Origin of the sequence: Tardiphaga sp. 841_E9_N1_2 (assembly GCF_051811065.1) — a bacterium.
GTDB classification, from domain to species: domain Bacteria; phylum Pseudomonadota; class Alphaproteobacteria; order Rhizobiales; family Xanthobacteraceae; genus Tardiphaga; species Tardiphaga robiniae.
Genome location: NZ_JBPWQC010000001.1, coordinates 3655200 through 3678706, shown reverse-complemented (window position 1 = coordinate 3678706; position 23507 = coordinate 3655200). Strand labels below are relative to the sequence as shown.

At 61.3% G+C, this 23507-nt stretch carries 24 protein-coding genes, 1 tRNA gene and 3 pseudogenes; 11 read left to right on the top strand and 17 right to left on the bottom strand.

Going from position 1 to position 23507, the window contains the following annotated elements:
- Nucleotides 1-59: 59 nt before the first annotated feature.
- Nucleotides 60-575 (bottom strand): CvpA family protein, encoded by a 516-nt coding sequence (locus AB8A50_RS17730; RefSeq protein WP_439078456.1) that lies wholly within the window; start codon nt 573-575, stop codon nt 60-62.
- A 111-nt stretch (nt 576-686) separates the two neighbouring features.
- Between AB8A50_RS17730 and AB8A50_RS17725 the strand changes: the two genes are divergently transcribed.
- Complete coding sequence (locus AB8A50_RS17725) at nt 687-1448, top strand: SDR family NAD(P)-dependent oxidoreductase (protein WP_439078455.1); 762 nt, start codon at nt 687-689, stop codon at nt 1446-1448.
- Nucleotides 1449-1732: 284 nt separating this feature from the next.
- Nucleotides 1733-1809: transfer RNA gene (locus AB8A50_RS17720), tRNA-Met, on the top strand.
- On the opposite strand, the gene AB8A50_RS17715 is transcribed toward AB8A50_RS17720, so the two are convergent.
- A complete protein-coding gene (locus AB8A50_RS17715; protein WP_439079990.1) occupies nt 1766-2188 on the bottom strand; it encodes a recombinase family protein in 423 nt (140 codons plus the stop codon). The genes AB8A50_RS17720 and AB8A50_RS17715 overlap by 44 nt on opposite strands.
- 34 nt (nt 2189-2222) lie before the next feature.
- Entirely contained in the window at nt 2223-2474 is a 252-nt protein-coding gene (locus AB8A50_RS17710; RefSeq protein ID WP_439078454.1) for a hypothetical protein, read from the bottom strand.
- A 456-nt stretch (nt 2475-2930) separates the two neighbouring features.
- Between AB8A50_RS17710 and AB8A50_RS17705 the strand changes: the two genes are divergently transcribed.
- Nucleotides 2931-3476, top strand: coding sequence for a MarR family winged helix-turn-helix transcriptional regulator (locus AB8A50_RS17705; protein ID WP_439078453.1), 546 nt, complete (start codon nt 2931-2933; stop codon nt 3474-3476).
- A gap of 202 nt (nt 3477-3678) precedes the next feature.
- On the opposite strand, the pseudogene AB8A50_RS17700 reads toward AB8A50_RS17705, so the two are convergent.
- Nucleotides 3679-3858: pseudogene (locus tag AB8A50_RS17700) on the bottom strand (NADP-dependent oxidoreductase); the annotation flags it as partial.
- A gap of 67 nt (nt 3859-3925) precedes the next feature.
- On the opposite strand from AB8A50_RS17700, the pseudogene AB8A50_RS17695 reads away from it, so the two are divergent.
- A pseudogene (locus tag AB8A50_RS17695) lies at nt 3926-4238 on the top strand (amidase); the annotation flags it as partial.
- A 147-nt stretch (nt 4239-4385) separates the two neighbouring features.
- On the opposite strand, the pseudogene AB8A50_RS17690 reads toward AB8A50_RS17695, so the two are convergent.
- Nucleotides 4386-4472, bottom strand: a pseudogene (locus AB8A50_RS17690) (helix-turn-helix domain-containing protein); the annotation flags it as partial.
- A 197-nt stretch (nt 4473-4669) separates the two neighbouring features.
- On the opposite strand from AB8A50_RS17690, the gene AB8A50_RS17685 reads away from it, so the two are divergent.
- From AB8A50_RS17685 to cbbX, 7 genes are read left to right on the top strand one after another with little or no spacing between them, the layout of a single operon-like run.
- On the top strand, nt 4670-5707 hold the full coding sequence (locus AB8A50_RS17685; protein ID WP_439078452.1) for a class 1 fructose-bisphosphatase: 1038 nt from the start codon (nt 4670-4672) through the stop codon (nt 5705-5707).
- 17 nt (nt 5708-5724) lie between these two features.
- On the top strand, nt 5725-6600 hold the full coding sequence (locus AB8A50_RS17680) for a phosphoribulokinase (protein ID WP_184511866.1): 876 nt from the start codon (nt 5725-5727) through the stop codon (nt 6598-6600).
- Complete coding sequence (tkt, locus tag AB8A50_RS17675) at nt 6597-8633, top strand: transketolase (RefSeq protein ID WP_439078451.1); 2037 nt, start codon at nt 6597-6599, stop codon at nt 8631-8633. The genes AB8A50_RS17680 and tkt overlap by 4 nt, the downstream gene beginning before the upstream one ends.
- A 34-nt stretch (nt 8634-8667) precedes the next feature.
- A complete protein-coding gene (gene fba / locus AB8A50_RS17670; protein WP_439078450.1) occupies nt 8668-9753 on the top strand; it encodes a class II fructose-bisphosphate aldolase in 1086 nt (361 codons plus the stop codon).
- 49 nt (nt 9754-9802) lie between these two features.
- Nucleotides 9803-11266 (top strand): form I ribulose bisphosphate carboxylase large subunit, encoded by a 1464-nt coding sequence (locus AB8A50_RS17665; protein WP_439078449.1) that lies wholly within the window; start codon nt 9803-9805, stop codon nt 11264-11266.
- 11 nt (nt 11267-11277) lie between these two features.
- Complete coding sequence (locus AB8A50_RS17660; RefSeq protein WP_068729086.1) at nt 11278-11703, top strand: ribulose bisphosphate carboxylase small subunit; 426 nt, start codon at nt 11278-11280, stop codon at nt 11701-11703.
- 5 nt (nt 11704-11708) lie between these two features.
- The gene (gene cbbX, locus AB8A50_RS17655) at nt 11709-12623 is read left to right on the top strand and encodes a CbbX protein (protein ID WP_439079989.1); all 915 of its coding nucleotides are present in this window, start codon (nt 11709-11711) and stop codon (nt 12621-12623) included.
- 653 nt (nt 12624-13276) lie between these two features.
- On the opposite strand, the gene AB8A50_RS17650 is transcribed toward cbbX, so the two are convergent.
- From AB8A50_RS17650 to AB8A50_RS17595, 12 genes are all read right to left on the bottom strand, one after another.
- Complete coding sequence (locus AB8A50_RS17650; protein ID WP_439078448.1) at nt 13277-14062, bottom strand: amino acid ABC transporter ATP-binding protein; 786 nt, start codon at nt 14060-14062, stop codon at nt 13277-13279.
- Nucleotides 14059-14835 (bottom strand): SDR family NAD(P)-dependent oxidoreductase, encoded by a 777-nt coding sequence (locus AB8A50_RS17645; protein ID WP_089266337.1) that lies wholly within the window; start codon nt 14833-14835, stop codon nt 14059-14061. Before AB8A50_RS17645 ends, AB8A50_RS17650 begins: the two co-directional genes overlap by 4 nt.
- Complete coding sequence (locus tag AB8A50_RS17640; protein ID WP_439078447.1) at nt 14832-15815, bottom strand: NAD-dependent epimerase/dehydratase family protein; 984 nt, start codon at nt 15813-15815, stop codon at nt 14832-14834. The genes AB8A50_RS17645 and AB8A50_RS17640 overlap by 4 nt, the downstream gene beginning before the upstream one ends.
- Nucleotide 15816: 1 nt before the next feature.
- Nucleotides 15817-16488 (bottom strand): amino acid ABC transporter permease, encoded by a 672-nt coding sequence (locus AB8A50_RS17635; protein ID WP_320447159.1) that lies wholly within the window; start codon nt 16486-16488, stop codon nt 15817-15819.
- 9 nt (nt 16489-16497) lie between these two features.
- Complete coding sequence (locus AB8A50_RS17630; protein WP_439078446.1) at nt 16498-17169, bottom strand: amino acid ABC transporter permease; 672 nt, start codon at nt 17167-17169, stop codon at nt 16498-16500.
- Nucleotides 17170-17244: 75 nt separating this feature from the next.
- Nucleotides 17245-18108, bottom strand: a complete 864-nt coding sequence (locus AB8A50_RS17625) for a substrate-binding periplasmic protein (protein ID WP_439078445.1) — start codon at nt 18106-18108, stop codon at nt 17245-17247.
- 34 nt (nt 18109-18142) lie between these two features.
- A complete protein-coding gene (locus tag AB8A50_RS17620) occupies nt 18143-19054 on the bottom strand; it encodes an allantoinase PuuE (RefSeq protein WP_439078444.1) in 912 nt (303 codons plus the stop codon).
- Between the two features lie 11 nt (nt 19055-19065).
- Complete coding sequence (locus AB8A50_RS17615) at nt 19066-19575, bottom strand: ureidoglycolate lyase (protein ID WP_231077836.1); 510 nt, start codon at nt 19573-19575, stop codon at nt 19066-19068.
- Between the two features lie 197 nt (nt 19576-19772).
- Nucleotides 19773-20393 (bottom strand): GntR family transcriptional regulator, encoded by a 621-nt coding sequence (locus AB8A50_RS17610; RefSeq protein WP_231077835.1) that lies wholly within the window; start codon nt 20391-20393, stop codon nt 19773-19775.
- A gap of 194 nt (nt 20394-20587) precedes the next feature.
- Nucleotides 20588-20809: a hypothetical protein gene (locus tag AB8A50_RS17605; protein WP_439078443.1), complete on the bottom strand. Its 222-nt coding sequence runs from the start codon at nt 20807-20809 to the stop codon at nt 20588-20590.
- Nucleotides 20810-20891: 82 nt separating this feature from the next.
- Nucleotides 20892-22610: a protein kinase domain-containing protein gene (locus AB8A50_RS17600; RefSeq protein WP_439078442.1), complete on the bottom strand. Its 1719-nt coding sequence runs from the start codon at nt 22608-22610 to the stop codon at nt 20892-20894.
- Nucleotides 22611-22681: 71 nt separating this feature from the next.
- Nucleotides 22682-23503 carry a formate/nitrite transporter family protein gene (locus AB8A50_RS17595; protein WP_089265759.1) on the bottom strand — a complete coding sequence of 274 codons (822 nt, stop codon included), beginning with the start codon at nt 23501-23503 and terminating at the stop codon, nt 22682-22684.
- Nucleotides 23504-23507: the final 4 nt, after the last annotated feature.

The following is a 23507-nucleotide window of genomic DNA, read 5'->3' as shown; positions in this document are numbered from 1 at the left end:
GCGAAGAAAAGAGGGGGCCAGTCTAGCCCGTCGCAAGCGGCCTGATAAGGGCGCCGATGTCAGAGCCGATGCGCGCGTTTCCATTGCTCTATGGTGGCAGTCACGTCCGGCGGCAGCGATTTGACGCCCTTCTGCCCGGCCAGCGACAGCAGGGGCCGCAGCTGTGAGCCGGTCATATAGGCTGGCTGCCTGTCGGCCGGCACAAGCTGGTCGAAGATCAGCACCAGCGTCACCGCGATCAGGCCGACGCGAATGGCGCCGAGCAAAGCGCCGCCGAGCCTGTCGCCGATGCCGATCTCGTGGCCGATCATGTCGTTGATCGCCATGCGCAGCAGCGAGCCGAGCACGATGCCCGACACCAGGAAGATCGCGAAGAACAGCAACGAGTTCTGCGTGGTCGGGGCGCTTGCGCTACCGGACAGTTGCGGAGCGATCAGCCCGGTGATCCAGACAGCCATCGGCATGGCGATCAGATAGCCCAGGATGGTGACCGCACTGCGCAACAATCCGGCGCGAAAGCCGATGACCATGGCGACGATCAGGCCGACATAAACGACGACATCGAAACTGTTCATCGCGGCTTCGTCCCCATGCGGCAATTCCGCGTCAAAGAAATCGGCGGAGCGCGGCGGTTTGCGATCGCGGCAATGCCGGGTATCACTAGGGCAAAATCAAAGGGAAATGCCATGTCCGGGATATTCGACGTCAGTAAAGAAACCATCCTCATCACCGGAGCCTCGCAGGGCCTCGGCCGGCAATTTGCGCGCGTGCTGTCCGCGCATGGTGCAGCTGTGGTGCTCGCAGCGCGGCAGATGGGCAAGCTAGAGAGCCTGCAGAAGGAAATCACGGACAAGGGGGGCCGCGCTGTCGCGGTGTCGATGGATGTCACCGACAATGCCTCGATCGCAAACGCGTTTGATGCCGCTGAAGCTGCGCTCGGGCCGGTCAGCGTGCTGATCAACAATGCCGGCATCGCGGTGGAGAAGATGGCCATCGATCAGACCGAGGCGGATTGGGACGCGGTCATCGGGGCCAATCTCAAGGGCGCCTATTTCGCGGCGACCGAAGCCGCGCGCCGCATGATCGCGCATAAAGTGGAGGGCAATATCGTCAATATCGCTTCCGTCCTCGGCTTCGGGCTGACCAAGGCGGTGTCGCCTTATGCGATCTCCAAGGCCGGCATCGTGCAGGCGACCAGGGCACTGGCACTGGAACTCGCCGCGCACCGCATTCGCGTCAATGCGCTGGCGCCAGGCTACATTGATACCGACATCAACCACGCCGCGTGGGACACGCCCGTGGGCGAGAAGCTGGTCAAGCGCATCGCGCAGCGCCGGGTCGGTCATGAGAGCGATCTCGACGGTGCCATTCTGCTGCTGGCCTCGCAGGCCTCGCGCTACATGACCGGGAGCGCCGTGACTGTGGATGGTGGCTTTCTGCTGAACTAGGCCGCCAAAGGGCGTCCAGCGGGCCTGAAAAGCGAGCTTCGGCGATTGCAATTCGTGCTGCGCCGGGTTGTGCCGAAACAGGGCAGATCGGCGTTTTCCCGGACCGTCATAAAAGCGCAAAAAGATCGTCGCTGCCCCTTTCCAAAGCCGGCCGGCATTGGTACATACCCCTCGCACCGAGGGCTTTGCCCCGGTTGTCTTCTCAGGAAGCCTCCGGACTGGGATCGATCGACGCCTTGGCGTTGGCCGACTTCGTTTCGTCTCTGGTTTTCCGAAAGGTTTGGCGCGGGGTGGAGCAGCCCGGTAGCTCGTCAGGCTCATAACCTGAAGGTCATAGGTTCAAATCCTATCCCCGCAACCAAACATTCGCCCGCTATTCCAATAGGATAGCGGGTTTTTTGCTGCCTTGAATTCCCTTGGGTCATTCGGCAAATCGTCACCGTGAAAAAAATGTTGCGCTGAGATGGTGGACCTCGTCCGATATCAGTTAGATCACGCATCAGGGCGATTTCGCTCTGAGGTGTTTTCACCGCCTGCCAGAGTTCATCGTCGATAATCCTGAGTTCTGGAACCTCAACGACAATCCACTCTGATTCCGCGTTCCTGCGCGACACCCGCCGCCCGGTGCTCGGGTCTTTGACGTGGCGCTGTCTGTTCCACACCAGCCCGCCGACATACAACTCATGTTGATGAGGCCAGTGCCGCGCTTTACGTGTCCGCGGATCGTTGTGCCATTCCATAGATTTTCATCGGGACTGACGGTACTCTCAGCATTTAGAGCTTCGCGATCGCGCGCAGGCTGATGCCAGACGCGAATTCCTTGAAAATGCGTCGCGCCACAATTGCCTGCGCTTCATCGATCTCGCGATCGCCGCGGATCGGCTCGCCACGTTCGTCCAGCTTTTTGACGATGCGATAGCCGTAGCAGAGTCCACCGCCGGACTTCCCGTCTTCGACGCGGCCACGCAGGCCTCTATGTCGTCCACCGCTCCACGACTGGTGCGTATCGCTCAAATTCCAAAGCATGCCTTGCCAACAGACCCAGGTTCAGGATCTAAGCGCCCGTGCAATCACCGGGTCAAATCGTTCATAGTGACATTGAAGATACTGCTCGCTCCATGCTGTCTTGATGTTGTTCAACCTGCGCTGCCAGCGGATAGGGCTTGGCAAATAGAGTGCAGGCCGCAACAAGACAATGAGTGCGAAGTTTTCCTGCGCTAGTATGACGGCTGATAGCTGTCCCTCGTTCCTGAGCAACGGAGCTGCGGGGCAATCTTGTGAAAGGCTCCAAGCTAAGGGTGGGCTCCAATGGATGGTCGGCGTAGTTTACGGGGAGCCATCTATAGCTATCGAAGAAAAGCGCCGGCATTGGTTGATGCTGGCGCCTTGAGGGAATCTCGATCTACCCAAGGTGGGGAAGAGGCTTACGTTAGCCTTCGATGACCCCAGTCTTGAAAGCCGAACAGGTCAGAATCCAGGGGTATGAATAAAATCGGCTCAGAGGATTCGATGAGAAGCAAACCTTCCAAAAATCTGACAGGGCATGGCCGAAAGAGAGTGGGGTCAGACGAGATTCTCCCGGTGACAGAAAGCATAGGCTATCAGATTCGAATGACCCATCGGGTTCTACAGAGATATCTGCAGACAAAGATCGAGCCACATGGGGTCACCTTGGGCATGTGGTATTACTTGCGGACGCTCTGGGAAGAAGATGGGTTGACCCAGCGGGAACTCTCGCTGCGCATCGAAACCATGGAGCCAAGCACACTAGCCGCGATCCAAGTGATGGAGCGTAAGGGGGTAGTACGGCGAGTCCGTAGCCTAGAAGACCGGCGCAAATTGCATGTGTTCTTGACGCCCAAGGGAAAGGCTCTCAAGACCAAATTGCTTCCTCTCGCTAGGCAGGTAGCTGAGGATGCGACGGTTGCACTCAGCCCGTCAGCAATTAAGGCTCTGTTTCACGCTGTTGCGGAAATCCGAAAACAGGTCAAGTTCAAGCTGACCGAAGCTGAGCTCGACAAGAGCTAATATACGGCCGTTGCTGCCGAGCGATCGAATACAGCGGGAGACCTTGGTGAGAAGATCGAGTCTCTCGGACTTGCTACGTCAACAGATCGTTCGAGCAAGGACGGATGTGCGTCGGCGGTCTTTCGGGTTGAAATCCTGAGGATCTGCATGTCAACGATCGATCGCCACATCGTAACCGAACAGCTCACGGCACTGGGGTGATCTTTGCCGACCCGCCGGCAATCCCGATAGTCCGGCAACCGGAGATTTCCGCGATCTGACCGACCGCCGAGCCCACCGTGCCGGCCGCGGTCGATACGACTACAGTATCACCGGGACGCGGACATCCGACGTCCAGCAGTCCGAAATAGGCGGTCACCCCGTTGAGGCCGGTGACACGTAGCGACAGCGAAAGCGGAAGATCGTCTTCTCTAACCCTTCGTGCAGCATCGATGAGGTGATCGCGGACGGCCGAGCCGACACGCCCGTCCGATCTATCCGACTTCATCGCCGCCAGAGAATCCTATTTGCGGATGTGTTCATACGCGAACGCCTGGATGCCGTCATCTCCCCGCAGATGCGCACCGCGCTTGCTCCGCTGCATGGCGGAGACATCATCCACGAAACCGCGGTCTGCGAAATCAATATTGCGGGCTGTCCCGGCGTGACGGTACCGGCTGGTATTACGCATCCGGCGCGCCGTTCTGGCTGATTGTCGTGGGGCACCAATGGGCCGAGGCCGACTTGCTGGCTTATGCCTATGCTTATCAGCAATCCAGCTGACACCGACGCGCGCCGAAGCTCGATTGAGCCACAGGTAATCCTGCAGCCTGCACGCACAAAACGCGGGCTGGACCGAAAGCGTCCCGGGGCTGTTCGTTCGGACGCAGGGGGCAGTCCGCTGCAGAGGTCCGCCAGTGTCTGCAGACTGCGAATCTGCAGCGTGACCGCGGACTGTCTCAGATGCAGTTTTTTGGCCGCAGCCGTGACCGAGCGATCGCGGTGAACGGCGGTCAGCGCGCAACTGGCGACGGATCAATTCCCGCGGAAACCGGCTCACCAGCCTCGCAACTTCTATAAGGAAAACTTTGCTCCGGCCAAAGATAAGAATATTTTACTAATTCTACAAACTGGGATGTTGTTGGTGCGCGGACGGCCGAACGGCACGACGCTTTGAAAATGGCTCCGCAGAGGGCAGCGATGAGGGAACGGCTATGGATGAACGCGTGACATTGCGTTCGCATCTCGATCGCGCGGGGGCGAAGACGCCGAACCGGCTTGCGATCGCCGCCGTGATCGAGGGAATCGCCGCTGCATCCATCGACCTTGCCGACGTCATTGCCGACGGCCCGCTGGCCGGCATTACGGGTCGTCTCAGCGGCGTGAATTCCGACGGCGACGCGCAGAAGGACATCGATCTTGTCGCGGACAGGATGATGCGCCGCGCGCTGCTCGTGACCCCCGTCGCCGCCATTCTGTCGGAAGAGGCAGAATTGCCCGAAATCCTCGATGTCGCCGCGCCGCTCTGTGTCGCGATCGATCCGCTGGATGGCTCCGCCAATCTTGAGAACAACATCTCGGTTGGCACCATCTTCTCGATCCGTCCGCGCGGTAACGATGTGGTTTCCACCTTCTTCGAGCCCGGCACAGCCCAATGCGCCGCGGGCTTCGTGGTCTACGGTCCCCAGACCACGTTGGTGCTGGCGCACAACGGGCGCGTCGATATCTTTATTCTCGACCGCCGCGCACGTGAATTCCTGCTTGTCGCACAAGGCGTCAGGATTGCGCCCAATACGCCGGAATTCGCCATCAACGCGTCGAACCGGCGGCACTGGCACGGTCCGGTGCGGACCTATATCGACGAATGCCTGGCCGGCATTGGGGGCGACGGCGGTGCCGATTTCAACATGCGCTGGATCGGCTCGCTGGTCGCCGAGTCACTTCGCATTCTCGTCCGCGGCGGCGTGTTCCTTTATCCGGCCGACGCGCGCCCCGGATACCGCGAAGGGCGCCTACGCCTTTTATACGAAGCGCACCCGGTGGCTTTGGTCATGGAGTGGGCCGGAGGCTCCGCAACCACCGGCCGTCGCCGCATCCTCGAAGTTTCGGCGCGAACACCGCACCAGCGCGTGCCGCTGATCATGGGCTCGATGCGCGGCGTTCGCGACGTTGCGGCCGTTCACGAAGGCATCGAACCGATGTTCGACAATAGCGACGCACCGCTGTTTGCGCGGCGCGGCCTGTTTCGCTGAGCCGGGGGCAGAGCAAAATGTCGCGCAGCTATCCCATTATATCGATCACTGGTTCGTCGGGTGCTGGCACCACCTCGGTGAAAAAGACGTTCGAGAACATTTTCCGTCGCGAGAAAGTCGCCGCCGCCTATATCGAGGGCGATGCGTTTCATCGCTACAACCGCGTCGAGATGCGCACGAAGATGCTGGAGGAAGGCGAGAAGGGCAACAAGCATTTCAGCCACTTCAGCCCGGAAACCAACCTGTTTGAGGAGCTGGAGAAAGTCTTCCGCGACTACGGCGAATCCGGCACCGGCACCGCCCGTCATTACGTGCACGACGAGGACGAAGCCAAATTATACGGAGCGGCACCGGGGACCTTTACCGAATGGGGCCCGCTGCCGGAAAAGTCCGACCTGCTATTTTACGAAGGCCTGCATGGCGCTGTGGTGACCGACAAGGTCAATATCGCCCAGCATGCTGACCTCAAGGTCGGCGTCGTTCCCGTCATCAATCTGGAGTGGATCCAGAAGCTGCATCGCGACCGCAAAGATCGCGGTTACACGCAGGAAGCCGTCACCGACACCATCCTGCGGCGGATGCCGGACTATGTGAACTACATCTGCCCGCAATTCGCCGAGACCGACATCAATTTCCAGCGTGTGCCGACGGTCGACACCTCGAACCCTTTCATCGCGCGGTGGATTCCGACGCCGGATGAATCCATGGTGGTGATCCGGTTGAAGAATCCGCGCGGCATCGATTTCCCCTATCTGCTGTCGATGATCCCCAACAGCTTCATGTCGCGTGCCAACTCGATCGTGATCCACGGCTCGAAGCTGGATCTGGCGATGCAGCTCATCCTCACCCCGCTGATCCTGCAATTGATGGAACGCAAAAGGCGCACGGTATGAATATTCAGAGTCCCGCTCCCCAGATGGATCAAACGACCGTTCCGCACGCGGATATGGCGAATGCGATTCGCTTTCTCGCGATCGACGCAGTGGAAAAGGCGAAGTCGGGCCATCCCGGCATGCCGATGGGTATGGCCGACGCGGCGACGGTGCTGTTCTCGCGCTTCCTCAAATTCGATGCCGCCGATCCGTCCTGGCCAGACCGCGACCGCTTCATCTTGTCCGCCGGCCACGGCTCGATGATGCTCTACGCGCTGCTGCATCTGACCGGATCGGCGGAGGTGACGCTCGATCAGTTGCAGTCGTTCCGGCAATGGGGCTCGAAGACACCCGGCCATCCCGAATACGGCCACACCGCGGGCGTCGAGACGACCACCGGCCCGCTCGGCCAGGGTTTAGCCACGGCGGTCGGCATGGCCTTGGCCGAACGCCTGATGAATGCGCGCTTCGGCGATGGTCTCGTCGATCACTACACTTACGTGATCGCCGGTGACGGCTGCTTGATGGAGGGCCTCAGCCACGAGGCGATCTCGCTGGCGGGACATCTGCGGCTCAATCGTCTGATCGTGCTGTTCGACGATAACCAGATCTCGATCGACGGCGCGACCTCGCTGTCGTGTTCGGACGATCAGCTTGCGCGCTTCGCTGCATCGGGATGGTCGGCCTGCCGTGTCAACGGCCATGATCCCGAGGCCGTGGCCGCGGCCATTGCACGGGCGCGCGACAACGACCGCCCATCGCTGATCGCGTGCCGCACGGTGATCGGCTTCGGCGCGCCGAATCGGCAAGGCAGTGAGAAGGCGCATGGCGCGCCGCTGGGCGCGGACGAGGTTGCGAAGACGCGTGACGCGCTGCACTGGCCGCACGCCCCGTTCCACGTTCCCGATGTGGTGGCGCGACAATGGCGCGCGGTCGGGGCGCGCGGACAGACGGCGCATGCGGAATGGGTGGGGCGCGTTGCGCGTCTCGACGGCGCTGTGCGGGATTACTTTCAGGCCGCGCTGAAGGGCCAGCTTTCCGGCGGATACGACAATGCGCTGGCCAAGATTCGCGCCCATTTCTTGCTGGAGCGACCGAAGATCGCCACCCGGCAGGCCTCGCAACTCGTCATCGATGTCATTGCCGATGTCCTGCCGAATCTGCTCGGCGGATCGGCTGACCTCACCCATTCGAATCTCACGCGCGCCAGGATGCAGGCGCCGATCCAGCACGATGCCTTCGACGGCAGCTACGTCCATTACGGCGTGCGCGAGCACGCCATGGCGGCGGCGATGAACGGCGTCGCTTTGCATGGCGGCCTCATTCCCTATGGCGGCACCTTCCTGTGCTTTGCCGATTACAGCCGCCCTGCGATCCGGCTGGCCGCGTTGATGGGCATCCGCGTCATTCACGTGATGACGCATGACTCGATCGGGCTTGGCGAGGACGGCCCGACCCATCAGCCGGTCGAGCACTTGGCTTCCTTGCGCGCGATTCCGAATCTGCTGGTGTTCCGCCCCGGCGATGCCGTCGAGACCGCCGAGGCCTGGGATTGCGCGTTGCGGACGCCGCATGCGCCGTCGGTGCTTTGCCTGTCGCGTCAGGCGCTGCCTGTGTTCCGCGAGGGCATCGATTCCACCAATCCTGTCGCGCGCGGTGCCTATGTCGTCATCGAGCCGGAAGGTGGTCGCGACGTCACCCTGATCGCGACCGGCTCCGAAGTGTCGATCGCGATTGTCGCGGCCAAGCTGCTTGCCGATGACGGCATCCGCGCCGCGGTGGTGTCGGCGCCGTGTTTCGATCTGTTCCGGCAACAGCCCGGCGACTATCGGGCGGCAATTCTCGGCAGTGCTCCGCGCGTCGGTGTCGAGGCTGCGATCGAAGGCGATTGGGCGCGCTGGCTTGGCGATGGCGGTGAGTTCGTCGGCATGACCGGATTCGGCGCCTCGGCGCCTGCGGATGATCTGTATCGCGAATTCGGTATCACCGCCGCGGCGGTCGCAACGGCGGCGATGCGCTGCATTGCCCGCTCGCGCATCGCTGCCGCCGAATGAGTTGTTCGGGACAAGACAACGAAATGGAGGACCTATGGCACGCATTACACTGAGGCAACTGCTCGATCACGCCGCCGAACATGGCTACGGCGTGCCGGCCTTCAACATCAACAACATGGAGCAGGGTCTGGCGATCATGGAGGCCGCCGCCGAGGTCGATGCGCCGGTCATCATCCAGGCCTCGCGCGGCGCGCGCTCCTACGCCAACGACTTCATGCTGGCGAGGATGATCGATGCGCTGGAAGAGATGCATCCGCAGATCCCGCTGTGCCTGCACCAGGACCATGGCAATGAGGAATCGACCTGCGCTACCGCGATCAAGCATGGCTTCACGTCAGTCATGATGGACGGCTCGCTGAAGGCCGACGCCAAGACTGCTGCTGACTACGATTACAATGTCGACATCACGCGTCGCGTGGTCGATATCGCACACTGGATCGGCGCCTCTGTCGAAGGCGAACTCGGCGTACTCGGTTCATTGGAGCATGGCGGCGGCGAGCAGGAGGACGGCCACGGTGTCGAGGGCAAGGTCAGCCACGACCAGTTGCTCACCGATCCGGATCAAGCGGTCGATTTCGTCCGTGCCACCAAGGTTGACGCGCTGGCGATCGCGATGGGGACTTCGCACGGCGCCTATAAGTTCTCGCGCAAGCCGGACGGCGATATTCTCGCCATGACGGTCGTCGAAGAAATTCACCGCCGGCTGCCGAATACGCATCTGGTTATGCACGGCTCGTCATCGGTGCCGCAGCCGCTGCAGGACATCTTCAATCAATTCGGTGGCGAGATGCCGCAGACCTGGGGCGTACCGGTCGAGGAAATTGTGCGCGGCATCAAGCACGGCGTCCGCAAGGTCAATATCGACACCGACTGCCGCCTCGCAATGACCTCCGCCTTCCGGAAGGTTGCCGCGCAAACCAGAAGCGAATTCGATCCGCGAAAATTTCTGAAACCGGCGATGGATGCGATGCGCGACCTCTGCCGCGAACGCTTCGAACAATTCGGTACCGCGGGCCACGCCGCGAAGATCAAGGTGATTCCGCTGGCCGAAATGGCGAAGCGTTATCGCAGTGGCGCGCTCGACCCGAAGATCGGCAACATCGCGCAAGCTGCCGAGTGAACAGACCTTATTCCATCCGGTGACGCCGGATCCAAACGAGGAGGCCACCATGAATGAACATGCTTCGATCACGATCCGCGGCAAAGACCGCTACAAGTCCGGCGTCATGGAATACAAGAAGATGGGCTATTGGGAGCCCGACTATGTACCCAAGGACACCGACATCATCGCATTGTTCCGGGTGACGCCGCAGGATGGCGTCGATCCGATCGAGGCTTCGGCAGCAGTGGCCGGCGAATCTTCGACCGCGACCTGGACCGTGGTGTGGACCGATCGCCTCACGGCTGCGGAAAAATACCGCGCCAAGTGTTTTCGGGTCGATCCGGTGCCGAATTCGCCCGGCCAGTACTTTGCCTATATCGCCTACGATCTCGACTTGTTCGAGAACGGCTCGATCGCCAACCTATCGGCCTCGATCATTGGCAATGTGTTCGGCTTCAAGCCGCTGAAGGCTCTGCGATTGGAAGACATGCAGCTTCCGGTCGCTTATGTGAAGACGTTCCAGGGCCCGGCCACCGGCATCGTAGTCGAGCGAGAGCGTATGGACAAGTTCGGCCGCCCACTGCTTGGCGCGACTGTGAAGCCGAAGTTGGGTCTGTCCGGTCGAAACTACGGCCGCGTCGTTTATGAGGCGCTGAAGGGCGGGCTCGACTTCACCAAGGACGACGAGAACATCAACTCGCAGCCCTTCATGCATTGGCGCGAGCGTTTTCTCTATTGCATGGAGGCGGTCAACAAGGCGCAGGCGGCGTCCGGTGAGATCAAGGGCACCTATCTTAACGTCACCGCCGGCACCATGGAGGACATGTACGAACGCGCCGAATTCGCCAAGCAGCTCGGCTCCGTCATCATCATGATCGACCTCGTGATCGGCTACACTGCGATTCAGTCGATGGCGAAATGGGCGCGCAAGAACGACATGATCCTGCATCTGCACCGCGCAGGGCATTCGACCTATACGCGGCAGCGCAATCATGGCGTCTCGTTCCGCGTCATTGCCAAATGGATGCGGCTCGCCGGCGTCGATCATATCCATGCCGGGACGGTCGTCGGCAAGCTCGAAGGCGATCCGGCGACGACGCGCGGCTATTACGACATCTGCCGCGAAGACTACAATCCGATTCGGCTCGAACACGGCGTGTTCTTCGAGCAGAACTGGGCCAGCCTCAACAAGATGATGCCGGTCGCATCGGGCGGCATCCATGCCGGCCAGATGCATCAGTTGCTCGATCACCTTGGCGAAGACGTCATCCTGCAGTTCGGTGGCGGCACCATCGGCCATCCGATGGGTATCCAGGCCGGCGCCACCGCCAACCGTGTCGCGTTGGAAGCGATGATCCTCGCTCGCAACGAAGGCCGCGACTACCTGCATGAAGGCGAGGAGATTCTTGCCAAGGCGGCGATGACCTGCACGCCGCTGAAGGCGGCGCTGGAGACTTGGAAGAACGTCACCTTCAACTACGAATCCACTGACATGCCTGACTACGCCCCCACCGCTAGCGTCTCGCTATAAGGAGCACGATCATGCGCATTACCCAGGGCTGCTTCTCGTTCCTGCCCGATCTCACTGATGAACAGATTTCAAAACAGGTGCAGTATTGCCTCGCCAATGGCTGGGCCGTGAACATCGAATTCACGGACGATCCGCATCCCCGCAACAATTTCTGGGAAATGTGGGGCCTGCCGATGTTCGATCTGCGCGACGCCGCTGGCGTGCTGATGGAATTGACCGAATGCCGCAAGGTGTATGGCGATCGCTACATCCGGCTGTCGGCGTTCGACTCGAGCCATGGCTGGGAATCGGTGCGGCTCTCCTTCATCGTCAACCGTCCGAAGGAAGAGCCAGGCTTCCGGCTCGAGCGGCATGAGGTGGAAGGCCGCAACATCCGCTATACGACCAAATCCTATGCCGTCGATCGACCCGAAGGCCAACGCTACGGTGGGTCGTGAACACGCTGACGGTGGTTGATAGCGTCGGCGACGTGTCGCCCACGACGCAGGTCGATCTGCGCCGTGAGTTCGACGAGGTCGGCATCGGCGAGGTGCTCGATCAGCTCGATCGTGAATTGATCGGGCTGAAGCCGGTGAAAACGCGGATTCGCGAGATTGCTTCGCTGCTGCTGATCGAGCGCATCCGCAAGCGCATGGACCTGGCGTCGGGCAACCCGACGCTGCACATGTCGTTCACCGGCAATCCCGGCACCGGCAAGACGACGGTGGCGCTGCGCATCGCCAGCATCCTGCATAAACTGGGTTTCGTGCGGCGAGGGCAGGTGGTGTCGGTGACGCGCGACGAACTGGTCGGGCAATATATCGGCCATACCGCGCCGAAGACGAAGGAGATACTGAAAAAGGCGATGGGCGGCGTGTTATTCATTGACGAGGCCTATTACCTGCATCGGCCTGATAATGAACGCGATTACGGCCAGGAGGCGATCGAGATACTGCTGCAGGTGATGGAATCGCAGCGCGAGAATCTGGTGGTGATCCTCGCCGGCTACGGCGACCGCATGGACAAGTTCTTCGGCAGCAATCCCGGCTTCCGCTCGCGCATCGCCCACCACATCGATTTCCCCGACTATGCCGACGACGAATTGCTCGCCATCTCCGAATTGATGCTCGGGGATATGAACTACAAATTCAGCGCCGATGCGCGCGCAGCGTTCGTCCGCTACATCGCGCTGCGCAAGACCCAGCCGCTGTTCTCCAACGCCCGTTCGATCCGCAACGCGCTCGATCGCATGCGGTTGCGTCAGGCCAATCGGCTTGTCGCCGATCTCGACCGCGTACTGAGCGTCGATGACATCATGTCACTGGAGGCTTCGGATGTGCTCGCGAGCCGGGTGTTCTCGAACGGTTCTGGCGGGTAATCGCGCCCGACCGAGCACGCTGCCGACTAGTCGAGGTCTATTTTGGTGAACCTTGGTCTTCCTAGCAGCACGGCTCAAACGAAAACACCAACAGATTTCCGCGCCAATGTCTTCCGCGTGGCACTGATCTGTCCCTGCATAGCCAGACCAGGCTCAGCGCAATAGCATGAAAGCTCAATGAAACGCCGTGAAAGAGACATAGCTCTATCAAACCCCAGCTGAGAAGTTTGCAGAATGTGTTGCAGCGATTTTCGAGGAAGGCAAAATCGACCTTCCTAAGGGAGAGCGGCGACATTCTGAGCGACACGGTGGTGGCAACGAGCATCTCGTTTCGCGAGAACCAGATCGGGAGGGGATTTCGCGCCCCACAATGCGCCGACGCAGCAGTTGGTGATTACTCTAGAGGTATGCTCGCATTCAATACTGCGACTGGCACGATCCTCACAGTGATGACGGATAACGTTGTGACCGCATCAACTATTCTCCCGGCGATGTCGGCAGGACCAATCGCACCAAAAGTGCTTTTCGACAGCGCGGTTAGCATGTTGCTCAAGGAGAGAAGCGGCCGGTGATTGCTGGCGCGATATCAACTGGATACTTATGCTGGCTAGAGCGCTTTAGTGACGGATTCTGGCGCAAAGCAGACGCTTCGGTCATCGATGCATAATTTGTTTGAGGAATGCACGGGTTCGATCCTGTTTCGGATCCGAAAAAAAGCCGGCCGGCGCGCCTTCCTCGATGATCCGTCCAGCGTCCATGAACACCACGCGGTCGGCGACCGTGCGCGCGAAGCCCATCTCGTGGGTGACGCAGACCATGGTCATCCCTTCGCGGGCGAGGCCGACCATGACGTCGAGTACCTCCTGGATCATTTCCGGATCAAGCGCGGAGGTAGGCTCGTCGAATAGCATGATCTGCGGTTTCATGCACAGCGCACGCGCGATGGCGACGCGCTGCTGCTGGCCGCCGGAGAGCTGGCTCGGATATTTATTGGCCTGTTCGGAGATCCGTACGCGCTCAAGAAAATAGCGCGCGACCTCGTCGGCTTCCTGCCTCGTTGCGCCGCGGATCTTGCGTGGCGCGATGGTGAGGTTCTGCAGCACGGTCAGATGCGGAAACAGGTTGAACTGCTGGAATACCATGCCGACATCGCGGCGGACCACGTCGACATTGCGCGTCGAGTGATCCAGCTCGACGCCATTGACCATGATGCGGCCGTCGCGATGTTCTTCCAACCGGTTAATGCAACGGATCATGGTCGACTTGCCGGACCCCGAAGGCCCGCAGATCACGACGCGCTCGCCGCGCGCCACCGTGAAGTCGATGCCCTTGAGCACCTGGACGTCGCCATACCATTTGGTGACGCCGGACATCTGGATGATCGGCGCGGATGTATCCGCAGGCGCTTGCTCCATGGTGCTCTCCGAAACGTTGCTCATGACGCCATCCAGCCGCCATCGACGAGAATGTTTTCGCCCGTCATGAAAGTTGCCTCGTCTGAGGCCAGAAACAGCGCTGCATTGGCGACGTCGTCGGGACGGCCCAGCCGCGGCATCGGCGTACGGCTGGTGGAGTAGTCCATCCAGCGCGGCTCCGCGGCGCGGCCCGGTTTGCCGGTGACGATCTTGCCGGGCGCGACCGCGTTGCAGATGATGTGATCCTTCGCGTAGTCCGCCGCGATCTGCCGCGTCATGTAGACGACCCCGGATTTGGAGGTGCCATAGGCGATGTCTTCCGGGCAGGCGATCATGCCGTGTTGCGAGGAGATGTTGACGAGGCGGCCGCGGGCCTCATTGCGAATATCCTGCGTCAGCATCTGGTTGACGGCGGCGCGCGACATCAGGAATACGCCAGTGAGATTGACCGCCAGCGTCCTGTCCCATTCGGCGAGGCTGGTGTCGGTCAGACGCTTGCCGGTGCCGATGGCGGCGTCGTTGACGAGCACGTCGAGGCGGCCGTAGCGCGCAACGGTCTGTTGGACGGCGCGGACGGTGTCGTCCTCCGAGGCGACGTCGATCTGGATGAAATCGACCTCATAACCGTCTGCACGCAGCAGCTCCAATGTCGGAGTGCCGCCTTCGCGCACGTCCATGGTGAGATCCGCGAGCATGAGCTTCGCGCCCTCGGCAGCAAACCGGCGGGCGATGGCGCGGCCGATGCCCGAGGAGGCGCCGGTGATCAGAACCGACTTTCCAGCCAGACGTTTGCTCAAGCGGGTTCTCCTGCCTGCGGCAACCAGCCGAGATAGTCGCGCGCCGCATCTTCCAGATGATACTGAGGCGCGAATCCGGCATCCGCGGCCAGTCGCGCAATGTTCAGCGGCGCACGGTCCTTCGGCAGGCCGTAGATCACGTTGCCCTCCGCCTCGATCTCCGCCATCCGCCAGCGGAAGCCGGGCATGTGCGTCGCGATGATCTCGCACCATCGTGGCAGATCGGACAACACACCGCCGCTGACGTGATAGGTGCGGTGCTTCAGCGTGTCGGAGGCGCTCACCCTCGCGACGCCGCGGGCAGCGTCGCGAGAATAGATCCAATCGCCGGCCATGCTGCGCGGGAGAATCGCTTCACGGCCGTCGAAGGCCATACGGAGCACCTGATAATGCGGACTCAGCGCATCGCGAACACCGGTCTGTAATTCCCATGGGCCAAAGACCGGCCCGAGCCGAATCACGCGTACATCGAGCTTGTGAAGGTCGGCGATCCGCAGCGCCGCCTGTTCCGATGCAAGCTTTGTGATGCCGTAGAGCGCGGCTGGCGCCGGCGGCGACAAATCCTCCTCGAACAGGCCCGACGCGGCCGGTTGCGAGAAGCCGTACACTGCGACCGAACTGAGCACGGTGATGCGCTTGATGGCGGGTCGCAATGTTACGCGTTCGAGCAGATTGACGGTGCCACCGATATTGACGTCGACGATCTGGCGCGCAGCGTCATGCTCGCGCTGGGCATTCGGCGTCATCGCGGCGGTGTGGATCACGCGGTCGATGCCGGCCGTGTTCAACGCGCGGTCGACGTCGTCGGCGCTTGTGACATCGCCGGTGACCAGCGTAGCGCCGGCAAGCTCGGCGCGCATCAGCATGTCGTGGCCGGGGGCCGAGAGGTCGAACAAGATAACGGTCTCGCCGTCGGCGATCAGGCGTTCGGCGAGCGCGAGCCCGATGAAACCGCTGCCGCCGGTGATCAGTGTGGCCATGTCAGCGGGCTTTCAGTGCTTGCCGTTCCAGCCGCGCCACCCAGCGCGCGAACGGATACAGAATGACGAAGAAGATCACCGCGGCCGCCATCAGCGGCGTCGGGTTGTAGGTTTGCTCCTGGGCGACGCGGGCTGAGCGCAGCAGTTCAGGCAGCGCGACCAAGGCGGCAATTGGTGTCGCCTTGACGAGTTCCAGCGAATTGCTGGCGAGCGGCGCCAGCACGTTGCGGATCGCCTGCGGCAACACGATGGAGAACACCACATGCAGCGGCTTGAAACCGAGCGCTCGGGCAGCCTCGGTCTGGCCGTGGGGCACGGACAGGATGCCGGCGCGGAAGATCTCGCCATAATAGCCGGAATTGTTGAGCACGATGGCCAGCACCGCCGCGGTGAAGCCGCCGAGCGTCAGGCCCAGAAACGGCATGCCGTAGAAGATCAGGATCAGCAGCACCACTACGGGAAACGACCTGAACAGGTCGATATAGATCAGTAGCGCGATATTTACCCAGCGGTTCTTGAAGCTGTACAGCACGGCGATGGCGAGGCCGGCGAGAATGCCGAGCGGCAGCGCCACCACCGCCAGCGAGACAGTATAGATCAGCCCCTGCAGCAGCAGCGGATAGACCCGCAACAGCGACTCCCAGTTGGCGAAATTGTCCAGGAAATCTTGCATGCGATCCGCTCAACGCCCCGTGCTGTAGCGATATTCGATCCACCGGCTGGCGATCACCAGCGGCAGGAAGAAGGTGAGGTAGAACGCCGCGGCCAGCGTCAGCGGCGAGGGATTGGCGACCAGCGCCATCACGCTCTGCGCCTGTCCTAGCGTTTCCGGGAGCGATACGGCGGTGCCGAGCGCAGTACCCTTGCTGATGGAGATGGCGCGGTTGGTCAGAAGCGGGATCGCGAGGCGAACGGCCTGCGGCAGGATGATCGTGATCAGCGTCCGTAGCCGGCTGAAGCCGAGCGCGCTCGCGGCATCCCATTGTCCGCGCGGCAGCGCCATGATCGCGGACCAGAAGATCTCGGTAGCGAAGGCCGACAGCACCATGCCGAGTGCCAGCACAGTGGTTGCGAAGGGGGACAGCGTCGGGCCCAGATAAGGCAGGCCAAAATAGATGAAGACGATCACGACGAGCTGCGGCAGCGTGCGCAGCACATCCACATAGGCCGTGATGGCAAAATTGACCGGGCGCAGGTTCGCACATCGCACCAGCGCGAGCAGCAGGCCGAACAGCGTGCCGCAGACAATAACGAGCAGCGAGACGATGACAGTCGTGCGGAAGCCCGCGAGCACCTGCGGGAAGGCAGTCGCGATGACCTGGGCGTTGAAGTAGTATTCGACGATCCGATCCATCGGGTCTCCGCTCCAGCAACTGGATCGGAGCGGTGCCGATCCAGTTCAGGCAGCTATCTTGTCAGAGCAAGTGCCTTACTTGCACTTCGGAACGTGCGAGGTCGGCTCGAAACCCTTGAAGCCGGGAGGGCCGTAGCCGAAATACACGGTGTCGATGGCTGAGCCGGCATCGGGCGCCGCGCCATACCACTTCTCGTGTAGCTTGCGCAGACGGCCATCCAGCTTCATGCATTCGATGACGGTTTCGACCTTGTTGCGATATTCGGTGTCTTCCAGCCGGAACGCATAGGCAAAGTTGCGGCCGTTGAAGTCCTTGAAACCGACCTTGATCGCCTTGTTCTGGCTGGCGGCATAGACGGTGGTCGGGATCTCATTTAGCGCTGTGAAGGCGCGGCGCGTCAGCACGGCCTGTACTGTGTCGGGGAATACATCGTAGCGCTGCACTTCGAAGCCGTATTTCTCGGCATTGGCGGTGGCCCAGGTATCCGAGATGGTGCCGCGATTGACAGCGACCGCCTTGCCCTTGAGGTCCTCGAAACCCTTCATCTCTTCGGCGGCGCGGATGATGAAGCCGTTGCCGGTGGAGAATAGCGGCTCGGTATAGAGCATGCGTTCGGAGCGTTCGGCAGTGAGGTTGAGCGGGTTGACGAGGAATTCGGCGCGCTTGGCGAACAGCGCTGCGAACAGGCCGGAGAAATTGATGTCGACGATCTCGACCTTCGGGCGGCCGAGATCTTTGCCGATCTCGTTGATCAGATCCGCACCGAAACCCTCGGGGCCGTTGGGGCCGCGCACCATCCACGGCGCGACGCCGAAGTCGGACGCGACCACCATCGGCTTGTCGGATGGATGATCGGCTTCCTGCGCGCTGGCGCCGCCGGCGAATGCCGCAGTCGACAGCATCAGCGCGAACAGCCAATCCGTGGGTTTCAGTCTCATGGGGACGTCCTTTCGGGTGCGGATGTGGTGGAGATCAGGGCGTGGGGGGATGAGTGGCCTGCCAGTGACGGGCGATGTCGCCGCGCCGGCAGACCCAGGTGTTGTCGTGCCTGGCGACGTGGTCGAGGAAGCGCTGTAGGCCGGCGGCGCGGCCGGGATGGCCGATCAGGCGGGTGTGGAGTCCGACCGACATCATCTTCGGCGCGGTGGCGCCTTCCGCGTAGAGCATGTCGAAGGCGTCGCGCAGATAGACGAAGAAATCATCCGCCGTTGCCATCGCGCCGCGGCTGAACTTTGCGTCGTTGTTGGCAAGACCGTAAGGCACTACGAGATGCGGCTTGCCGAGCACACGTGTCCAGTACGGCAATTCGTCGTTATAGGCGTCGGAGTCGTAGAGGAAGCCGCCTTCCTCGACCACGAGGCGCCGCGTGTTCACACTCGGCCCATAGCGGCAATACCAGCCGAGCGGACGCTCGCCGGTGGTGCGCGTGAGGCTCTCGACGGTCTTGCGTATGCGCTCGCGTTCGTCGGCCTCGGACAGCAACGGATGCCGCTCCCAGCGCCAGCCATGGGCGCAGACGTCGTAGCCATATTCCTGAATGGCGGCGCAGGCCTCGTTGTTGCGTTCCAACGCCAGCGCGCAGCCCATGACGGTGGCGATCATGCCGCGCTCGGACAGAAGGCGCAGCACGCGCCAGAAGCCTATGCGGCTGCCATATTCGAACATCGACTCGGCGGCGAGGTCGCGGCCCTCGAAGCCGCCACCGCCACCTTCGGTCAGGGCTGCTTCGGTGACGCCGTCGCCATCGGCGAACGACGGCTCGGAGCCTTCTTCGTAGTTGATGCAGAAGTTGAGTGCGATTCTTGCTGCGCCCGGCCATTGCGGATGCGGCGGGGTGCGGCCGTAGCCGACGAAGTCGCGGGTGAGGTGATCATCATGCGGCATCATTGCGATCCCTATGCGCTCGGCGGCATCACGGCGCGAATGTCGCCAGCGATATCGACGAACACGTCGTCGTCCTGACGGCCGGTCATACCCATGGCGACGGCAAATTCCATGGCCGCGCCGAGAACGGTCATGGGATGATGCCAGACATTGCGGGCGAAGGTGATGCTTTGATGCGCTCCGGCGATGAAGCACCGCAGGGTGGCCACATCAGGCAGGCCATCCGGGCCGGCATTGCACACGATCGCCAGGTATTGGCTGCTGCCGAGCGGGATGAAAGTCTGGGCGGAGAACGGATGACGCTCCAGCGTCGTGATTGGCAGGGGCAGACTGCCGAGCCTGGCGGCGCTGCTGATCCAGAAGGAAAAGGTGGCGGCGTCCTCGGTGCGATCGTCCGATGTCGGAAGATAGCGCCGGCGCACGTCGATCGGTCGCTCAGCTACATCGCCGAAGGCGGCAAAGGCGGCCGGGGACAGCGATTCGGCCGCGACGGTGTGGGAAGCAATGTGGTTTGGCGTCATTCAGGCGGGACATCTGGTTGGTCGGCGTTGCGGAGCGGCTTGATATTCCACTGGTATACCAGTGAACCGCCCATGCTGATTTCAGTCAAGCTGCGAAGCCCGGGAAGCTGCGTCAAATTTGGACGGAGTCCGACAAAATTGCGGGCAGCTGCAGAATTTTCGGACATGCACCCGCAGGGATTCTGCCTGATCTCGACCTAACCGTGAGGCTCGGGCAGGAAGATCCCGAACCGTTCGAGCAATCCCTGCCGCACATTAGTGAGATGCAGGATCATCGCCTGACGGGCTGCGGCAGCATCACGATCGATGATGGCATCGATAATCGCCAGATGCTCGCGGGTGGCGGGCAGCAGCCGGCCAGGCTGGCGCTCTACATTGCACATCCGGATCTTTTGCCGGATTTCTCCAATCAGCTTCTCAAGCGAGCGATTGCCGCAATGCCGCGCGATCTGGTCATGAATTTCATCGTCGAGGGTCCAGTGAGCCGTCCCGGACACTGTCGACGCAGCAATGATCTTCTCCAGCGCAGCCCTGATCGGTGCAAGGATATCCAGCGCGATGCGGGTCGCCGCAATGAACGTCGCTTCGCTCTCCAGCACCATGCGAAGATGGACCAATTCGAGCAATTCCGCCATCTCGATTGTGCGGACCACCACAGTGCCGTTGGACAATTGCTCGAGCCTGCCTTCGCCCAGCAACCGGCTGATGCCAGCCCGCAGCGGTGTCCGCGAGACTTTCAGCCGCAGTGCAAGCCGGCGCTCTTCGATCACCTCGCCGGGCTGCAGCTGTCGCGACTCGATCAGGTTGTGCAGCTTCAAATAGGTTGCGTCTGTTATGCTGCCATTGGTCCGTGCCGGGCGTTTGCTGGTTGATTTCTTTGCTTTGTTGACAGAAGGCACGGACGTTGCTTTCGACGATTGGATAGAAATGCCGCCATATCGGTAGACGTACGGTACGTTCTCGCCGCTGGCCGAGCCGAAGCTCTGGATGAGCCATCCATTCTCAATTGGTGTCACCTTTTATGCAAGACTTCGCGAAATTCAGACGAAGCGCTCGTCAGCCAGTTCTCATGGAGCCCGACGATCAGGTCGCGCATACGCGGCGACTGCGCACTGATGCGACCGTGGGCGCCGTAGGGCGCATTGTCGGATATCTGCTCCCGGATCGCGGCCATCACGGCGTCGATGCGGCGCAGGCTGGCCTCTGCGCGCGGGCGAGTTGCATTCTCGTCCATCGCGACGCTGAGCTGTTCGAGCCTGGTGAGTACCCGCCCCTGCAACTGGCTAAGAGAGGTGCAGGCCTGGCTAGCTACGCCATTAGCGCCTCGACAGCAATGCGATGACAGTTATAGCGAGCAGCAGCGAGAGGCCCTTCCAGACCATGTTCGGATTGCGCTCCAGGAGAGGCACGGTCGGCGGATTGAGAAACTCCGCCTTCGGATTGCGCAGGTCGTAAACATATTCGGAGAGTTCGTCGTAGCGCTTCGCCGGGTCGGCGTGCACGGCCTTACGCAACACGCCGTCGATCCATTCCGGGATATCGCTGGCATTGTTGAGCAGCGATCGATAACGCAGCTTGCGGTGCTGCGCGGCGTTCGTAGCCTTCGCGACCTCCGCTCCGTAAGGCAGCGTCCCGGACAGCATCTGATAGGTGAGGGTCCCAAGCGCATAGAGGTCGGATTGCGATGTGGCGCGCTTGCCGAAAAACAACTCGGGTGCGGTGTATTGCGGCGTGCCGAGAATGTCGCTGTGCTTGCCGGGTGAATCAGCTTCGGCGACGCCGTTGACGCGGGTCGAGCCAAAATCGATGATCTTCACCGTGCCCGTCTTGTCGATCATGATATTGTCTGGCCGAATGTCCTGATGGATCATCTCCATCCGATGGAACGCCTGCAAGCCGCGTGCTATCTGCTCGGTGATGCCGCGCACGGTTTCCAAATCCGGCTTCGGATTGTCGAGCATCCACTGCTTCAGCGTCTGGCCTTCGATGAATTCGGCGACGATGTAGAGGTAGTTGCGCTTGCGGGACTGTCGGCACGGCTTCAGCACATGCGCGCTGTCGATCCGCCGCGCCACCCATTCCTCGATCATGAACCGCTTCAGATAGACCGGGTCGTCGCGCAGATCGATCGACGGAATCTTGATGACAACCTGTTCGTCGCTCTCGAGATCGACCGCGAGATAGATGTGGCTGCGGCTGCTGCCATGAAGTTCGCGCACGATCCTGTAGCCGTCGAACACCGCGCGAGCTTCGAGCAGTGGCGGCAGCGGCAATTGCGGCATCAGAATGTCGCTGGCCTCACCATCCGGCACCGCATCGATCCGCACGATCTGCACGGTGAGGTTGTCCGGGCTGTTCTGCGCATAGGCCTCGTCGACGATCAGCCTCGCGGCAGCATCGAGATCGTCGGCGTGATCGGCAATCGCCGAAGTGATGAAGCGCGCCCCGACGAAATCATAGACGCCGTCGGTGGCGAGGACGTAGACGTCGCCGGCATCGATCTGCAGAGCCTGATAGTCGATCTCGATTTGCGGGTTCACGCCAAGCGCGCGGGCGAGGTAGCTCTGCTCGGATGAGATTACGACGCGATGGTCGGTGGTAAGTTGCTCGAGTGCGCGGTCCGATGCGCGATAGATGCGGGAATCGCCGACATGAAAGAGGTGCGCTGCGCGTGCGCGTATCACCATTGCACTCAGGGTGCAGACATAGCCGCGATCCTTGTCGTAATGGTAGCGGCCGCGCTGGGTCTGGGATTGCAGCCACGAATTGGTCGCAGCGATGACGCGTTGCGCCGATGTCTTCACGGACCAGGATTCGGAGGTGCAGTAATAATCGGTGAGAAATGACTTGACCGCAGATTCGCTGGCTTCGCCGCTGACCGCGCTGCTGCTGATGCCGTCGGCGATGACGACGGCAATGCCTTTGAGGCTCAACAGCGGCTCGGTCGGAATCAGGGCGCCGTGGAAATCCTGATTAGTGTCCTTGCGGCCCTTGTCCGAATATTGGCCGACCGAGATCGTCAGTTCACGCGGCATGGGTCACACTAATAAAATGACGCCCCAGCTGGAGAAGCCGGGGCGTCGTGTTGCGAGGATTGCGGGTCGGCCTAGCGGGCGAGACTAGCAACGCGCTTCGGAGCTGTCTTGATGTGCGTTGCATACAGCGTCAGGCCGGTAAAGGTAAGGCCGCCAATGAGGTTGCCGAGCACGGTCGGAATCTCGTTCCAGATGATGTAATCCATGATCGTGAACTTGCCGCCGAGCATCAGGCCGGCGGGGAACAGGAACATGTTGACGATCGAATGCTCGAACGTCATCGCGAAGAAGACCATGACCGGCATCCACATCGCGATGACTTTGCCGCTGACTGTCGTTGAGATCATCGCGCCGACCACGCCGGTTGAGACCATCCAGTTGCAGAGCATGCCGCGGATGAACAGCGTCAGCATGCCGGCTGCGCCATACTGCGCATAGCCGAGCGTCCGGCCTTCGCCGATATGGCCGATCACCTGACCCACCTTGTCCGGCGGCGTCGAGAAACCGAAGGTGAACACGATTGACATCATGATGGCGACGATGATCGCACCCATGAAGTTGCCAACGAAGACGAGCCCCCAATTGCGCAGCACGCCGCCGACAGTGACGCCGGGGCGCTTGTCAAGCAATGCGAGGGGCGTCAGCACGAAGACGCCGGTGAGCAGGTCGAAGCCGAGCAGATAGAGCATGCAGAAACCGACCGGGAAGAGGATCGCGCCGATAATCGGATAGCCTGTCTGCACCGTGACGGTGACGGCGAACACCGCGGCGAGTGCCAGGATAGCCCCGGCCATGAAGGCGCGGATGATGGTGTCGCGTGTGGACATGAAGATCTTGGATTCGCCGGCATCCACCATCTTGGTCACGAATTCTGAAGGGACGAGATAGGCCATTACT

What these genes read in the sequence shown, in the direction of transcription:
- AB8A50_RS17730 (WP_439078456.1), bottom strand. Translation starts at nt 575, where the DNA reads ATGAACAGTTTCGATGTCGTCGTTTATGTCGGCCTGATCGTCGCCATG.
- AB8A50_RS17725 (WP_439078455.1), top strand. Translation starts at nt 687, where the DNA reads ATGTCCGGGATATTCGACGTCAGTAAAGAAACCATCCTCATCACCGGA.
- AB8A50_RS17715 (WP_439079990.1), bottom strand. Translation starts at nt 2,188, where the DNA reads ATGGAATGGCACAACGATCCGCGGACACGTAAAGCGCGGCACTGGCCT.
- AB8A50_RS17710 (WP_439078454.1), bottom strand. Translation starts at nt 2,474, where the DNA reads ATGCTTTGGAATTTGAGCGATACGCACCAGTCGTGGAGCGGTGGACGA.
- AB8A50_RS17705 (WP_439078453.1), top strand. Translation starts at nt 2,931, where the DNA reads ATGAATAAAATCGGCTCAGAGGATTCGATGAGAAGCAAACCTTCCAAA.
- AB8A50_RS17685 (WP_439078452.1), top strand. Translation starts at nt 4,670, where the DNA reads ATGGATGAACGCGTGACATTGCGTTCGCATCTCGATCGCGCGGGGGCG.
- AB8A50_RS17680 (WP_184511866.1), top strand. Translation starts at nt 5,725, where the DNA reads ATGTCGCGCAGCTATCCCATTATATCGATCACTGGTTCGTCGGGTGCT.
- tkt (WP_439078451.1), top strand. Translation starts at nt 6,597, where the DNA reads ATGAATATTCAGAGTCCCGCTCCCCAGATGGATCAAACGACCGTTCCG.
- fba (WP_439078450.1), top strand. Translation starts at nt 8,668, where the DNA reads ATGGCACGCATTACACTGAGGCAACTGCTCGATCACGCCGCCGAACAT.
- AB8A50_RS17665 (WP_439078449.1), top strand. Translation starts at nt 9,803, where the DNA reads ATGAATGAACATGCTTCGATCACGATCCGCGGCAAAGACCGCTACAAG.
- AB8A50_RS17660 (WP_068729086.1), top strand. Translation starts at nt 11,278, where the DNA reads ATGCGCATTACCCAGGGCTGCTTCTCGTTCCTGCCCGATCTCACTGAT.
- AB8A50_RS17650 (WP_439078448.1), bottom strand. Translation starts at nt 14,062, where the DNA reads ATGAGCAACGTTTCGGAGAGCACCATGGAGCAAGCGCCTGCGGATACA.
- AB8A50_RS17640 (WP_439078447.1), bottom strand. Translation starts at nt 15,815, where the DNA reads ATGGCCACACTGATCACCGGCGGCAGCGGTTTCATCGGGCTCGCGCTC.
- AB8A50_RS17635 (WP_320447159.1), bottom strand. Translation starts at nt 16,488, where the DNA reads ATGCAAGATTTCCTGGACAATTTCGCCAACTGGGAGTCGCTGTTGCGG.
- AB8A50_RS17630 (WP_439078446.1), bottom strand. Translation starts at nt 17,169, where the DNA reads ATGGATCGGATCGTCGAATACTACTTCAACGCCCAGGTCATCGCGACT.
- AB8A50_RS17625 (WP_439078445.1), bottom strand. Translation starts at nt 18,108, where the DNA reads ATGAGACTGAAACCCACGGATTGGCTGTTCGCGCTGATGCTGTCGACT.
- AB8A50_RS17620 (WP_439078444.1), bottom strand. Translation starts at nt 19,054, where the DNA reads ATGCCGCATGATGATCACCTCACCCGCGACTTCGTCGGCTACGGCCGC.
- AB8A50_RS17615 (WP_231077836.1), bottom strand. Translation starts at nt 19,575, where the DNA reads ATGACGCCAAACCACATTGCTTCCCACACCGTCGCGGCCGAATCGCTG.
- AB8A50_RS17605 (WP_439078443.1), bottom strand. Translation starts at nt 20,809, where the DNA reads ATGGACGAGAATGCAACTCGCCCGCGCGCAGAGGCCAGCCTGCGCCGC.
- AB8A50_RS17600 (WP_439078442.1), bottom strand. Translation starts at nt 22,610, where the DNA reads ATGCCGCGTGAACTGACGATCTCGGTCGGCCAATATTCGGACAAGGGC.
- AB8A50_RS17595 (WP_089265759.1), bottom strand. Translation starts at nt 23,503, where the DNA reads ATGGCCTATCTCGTCCCTTCAGAATTCGTGACCAAGATGGTGGATGCC.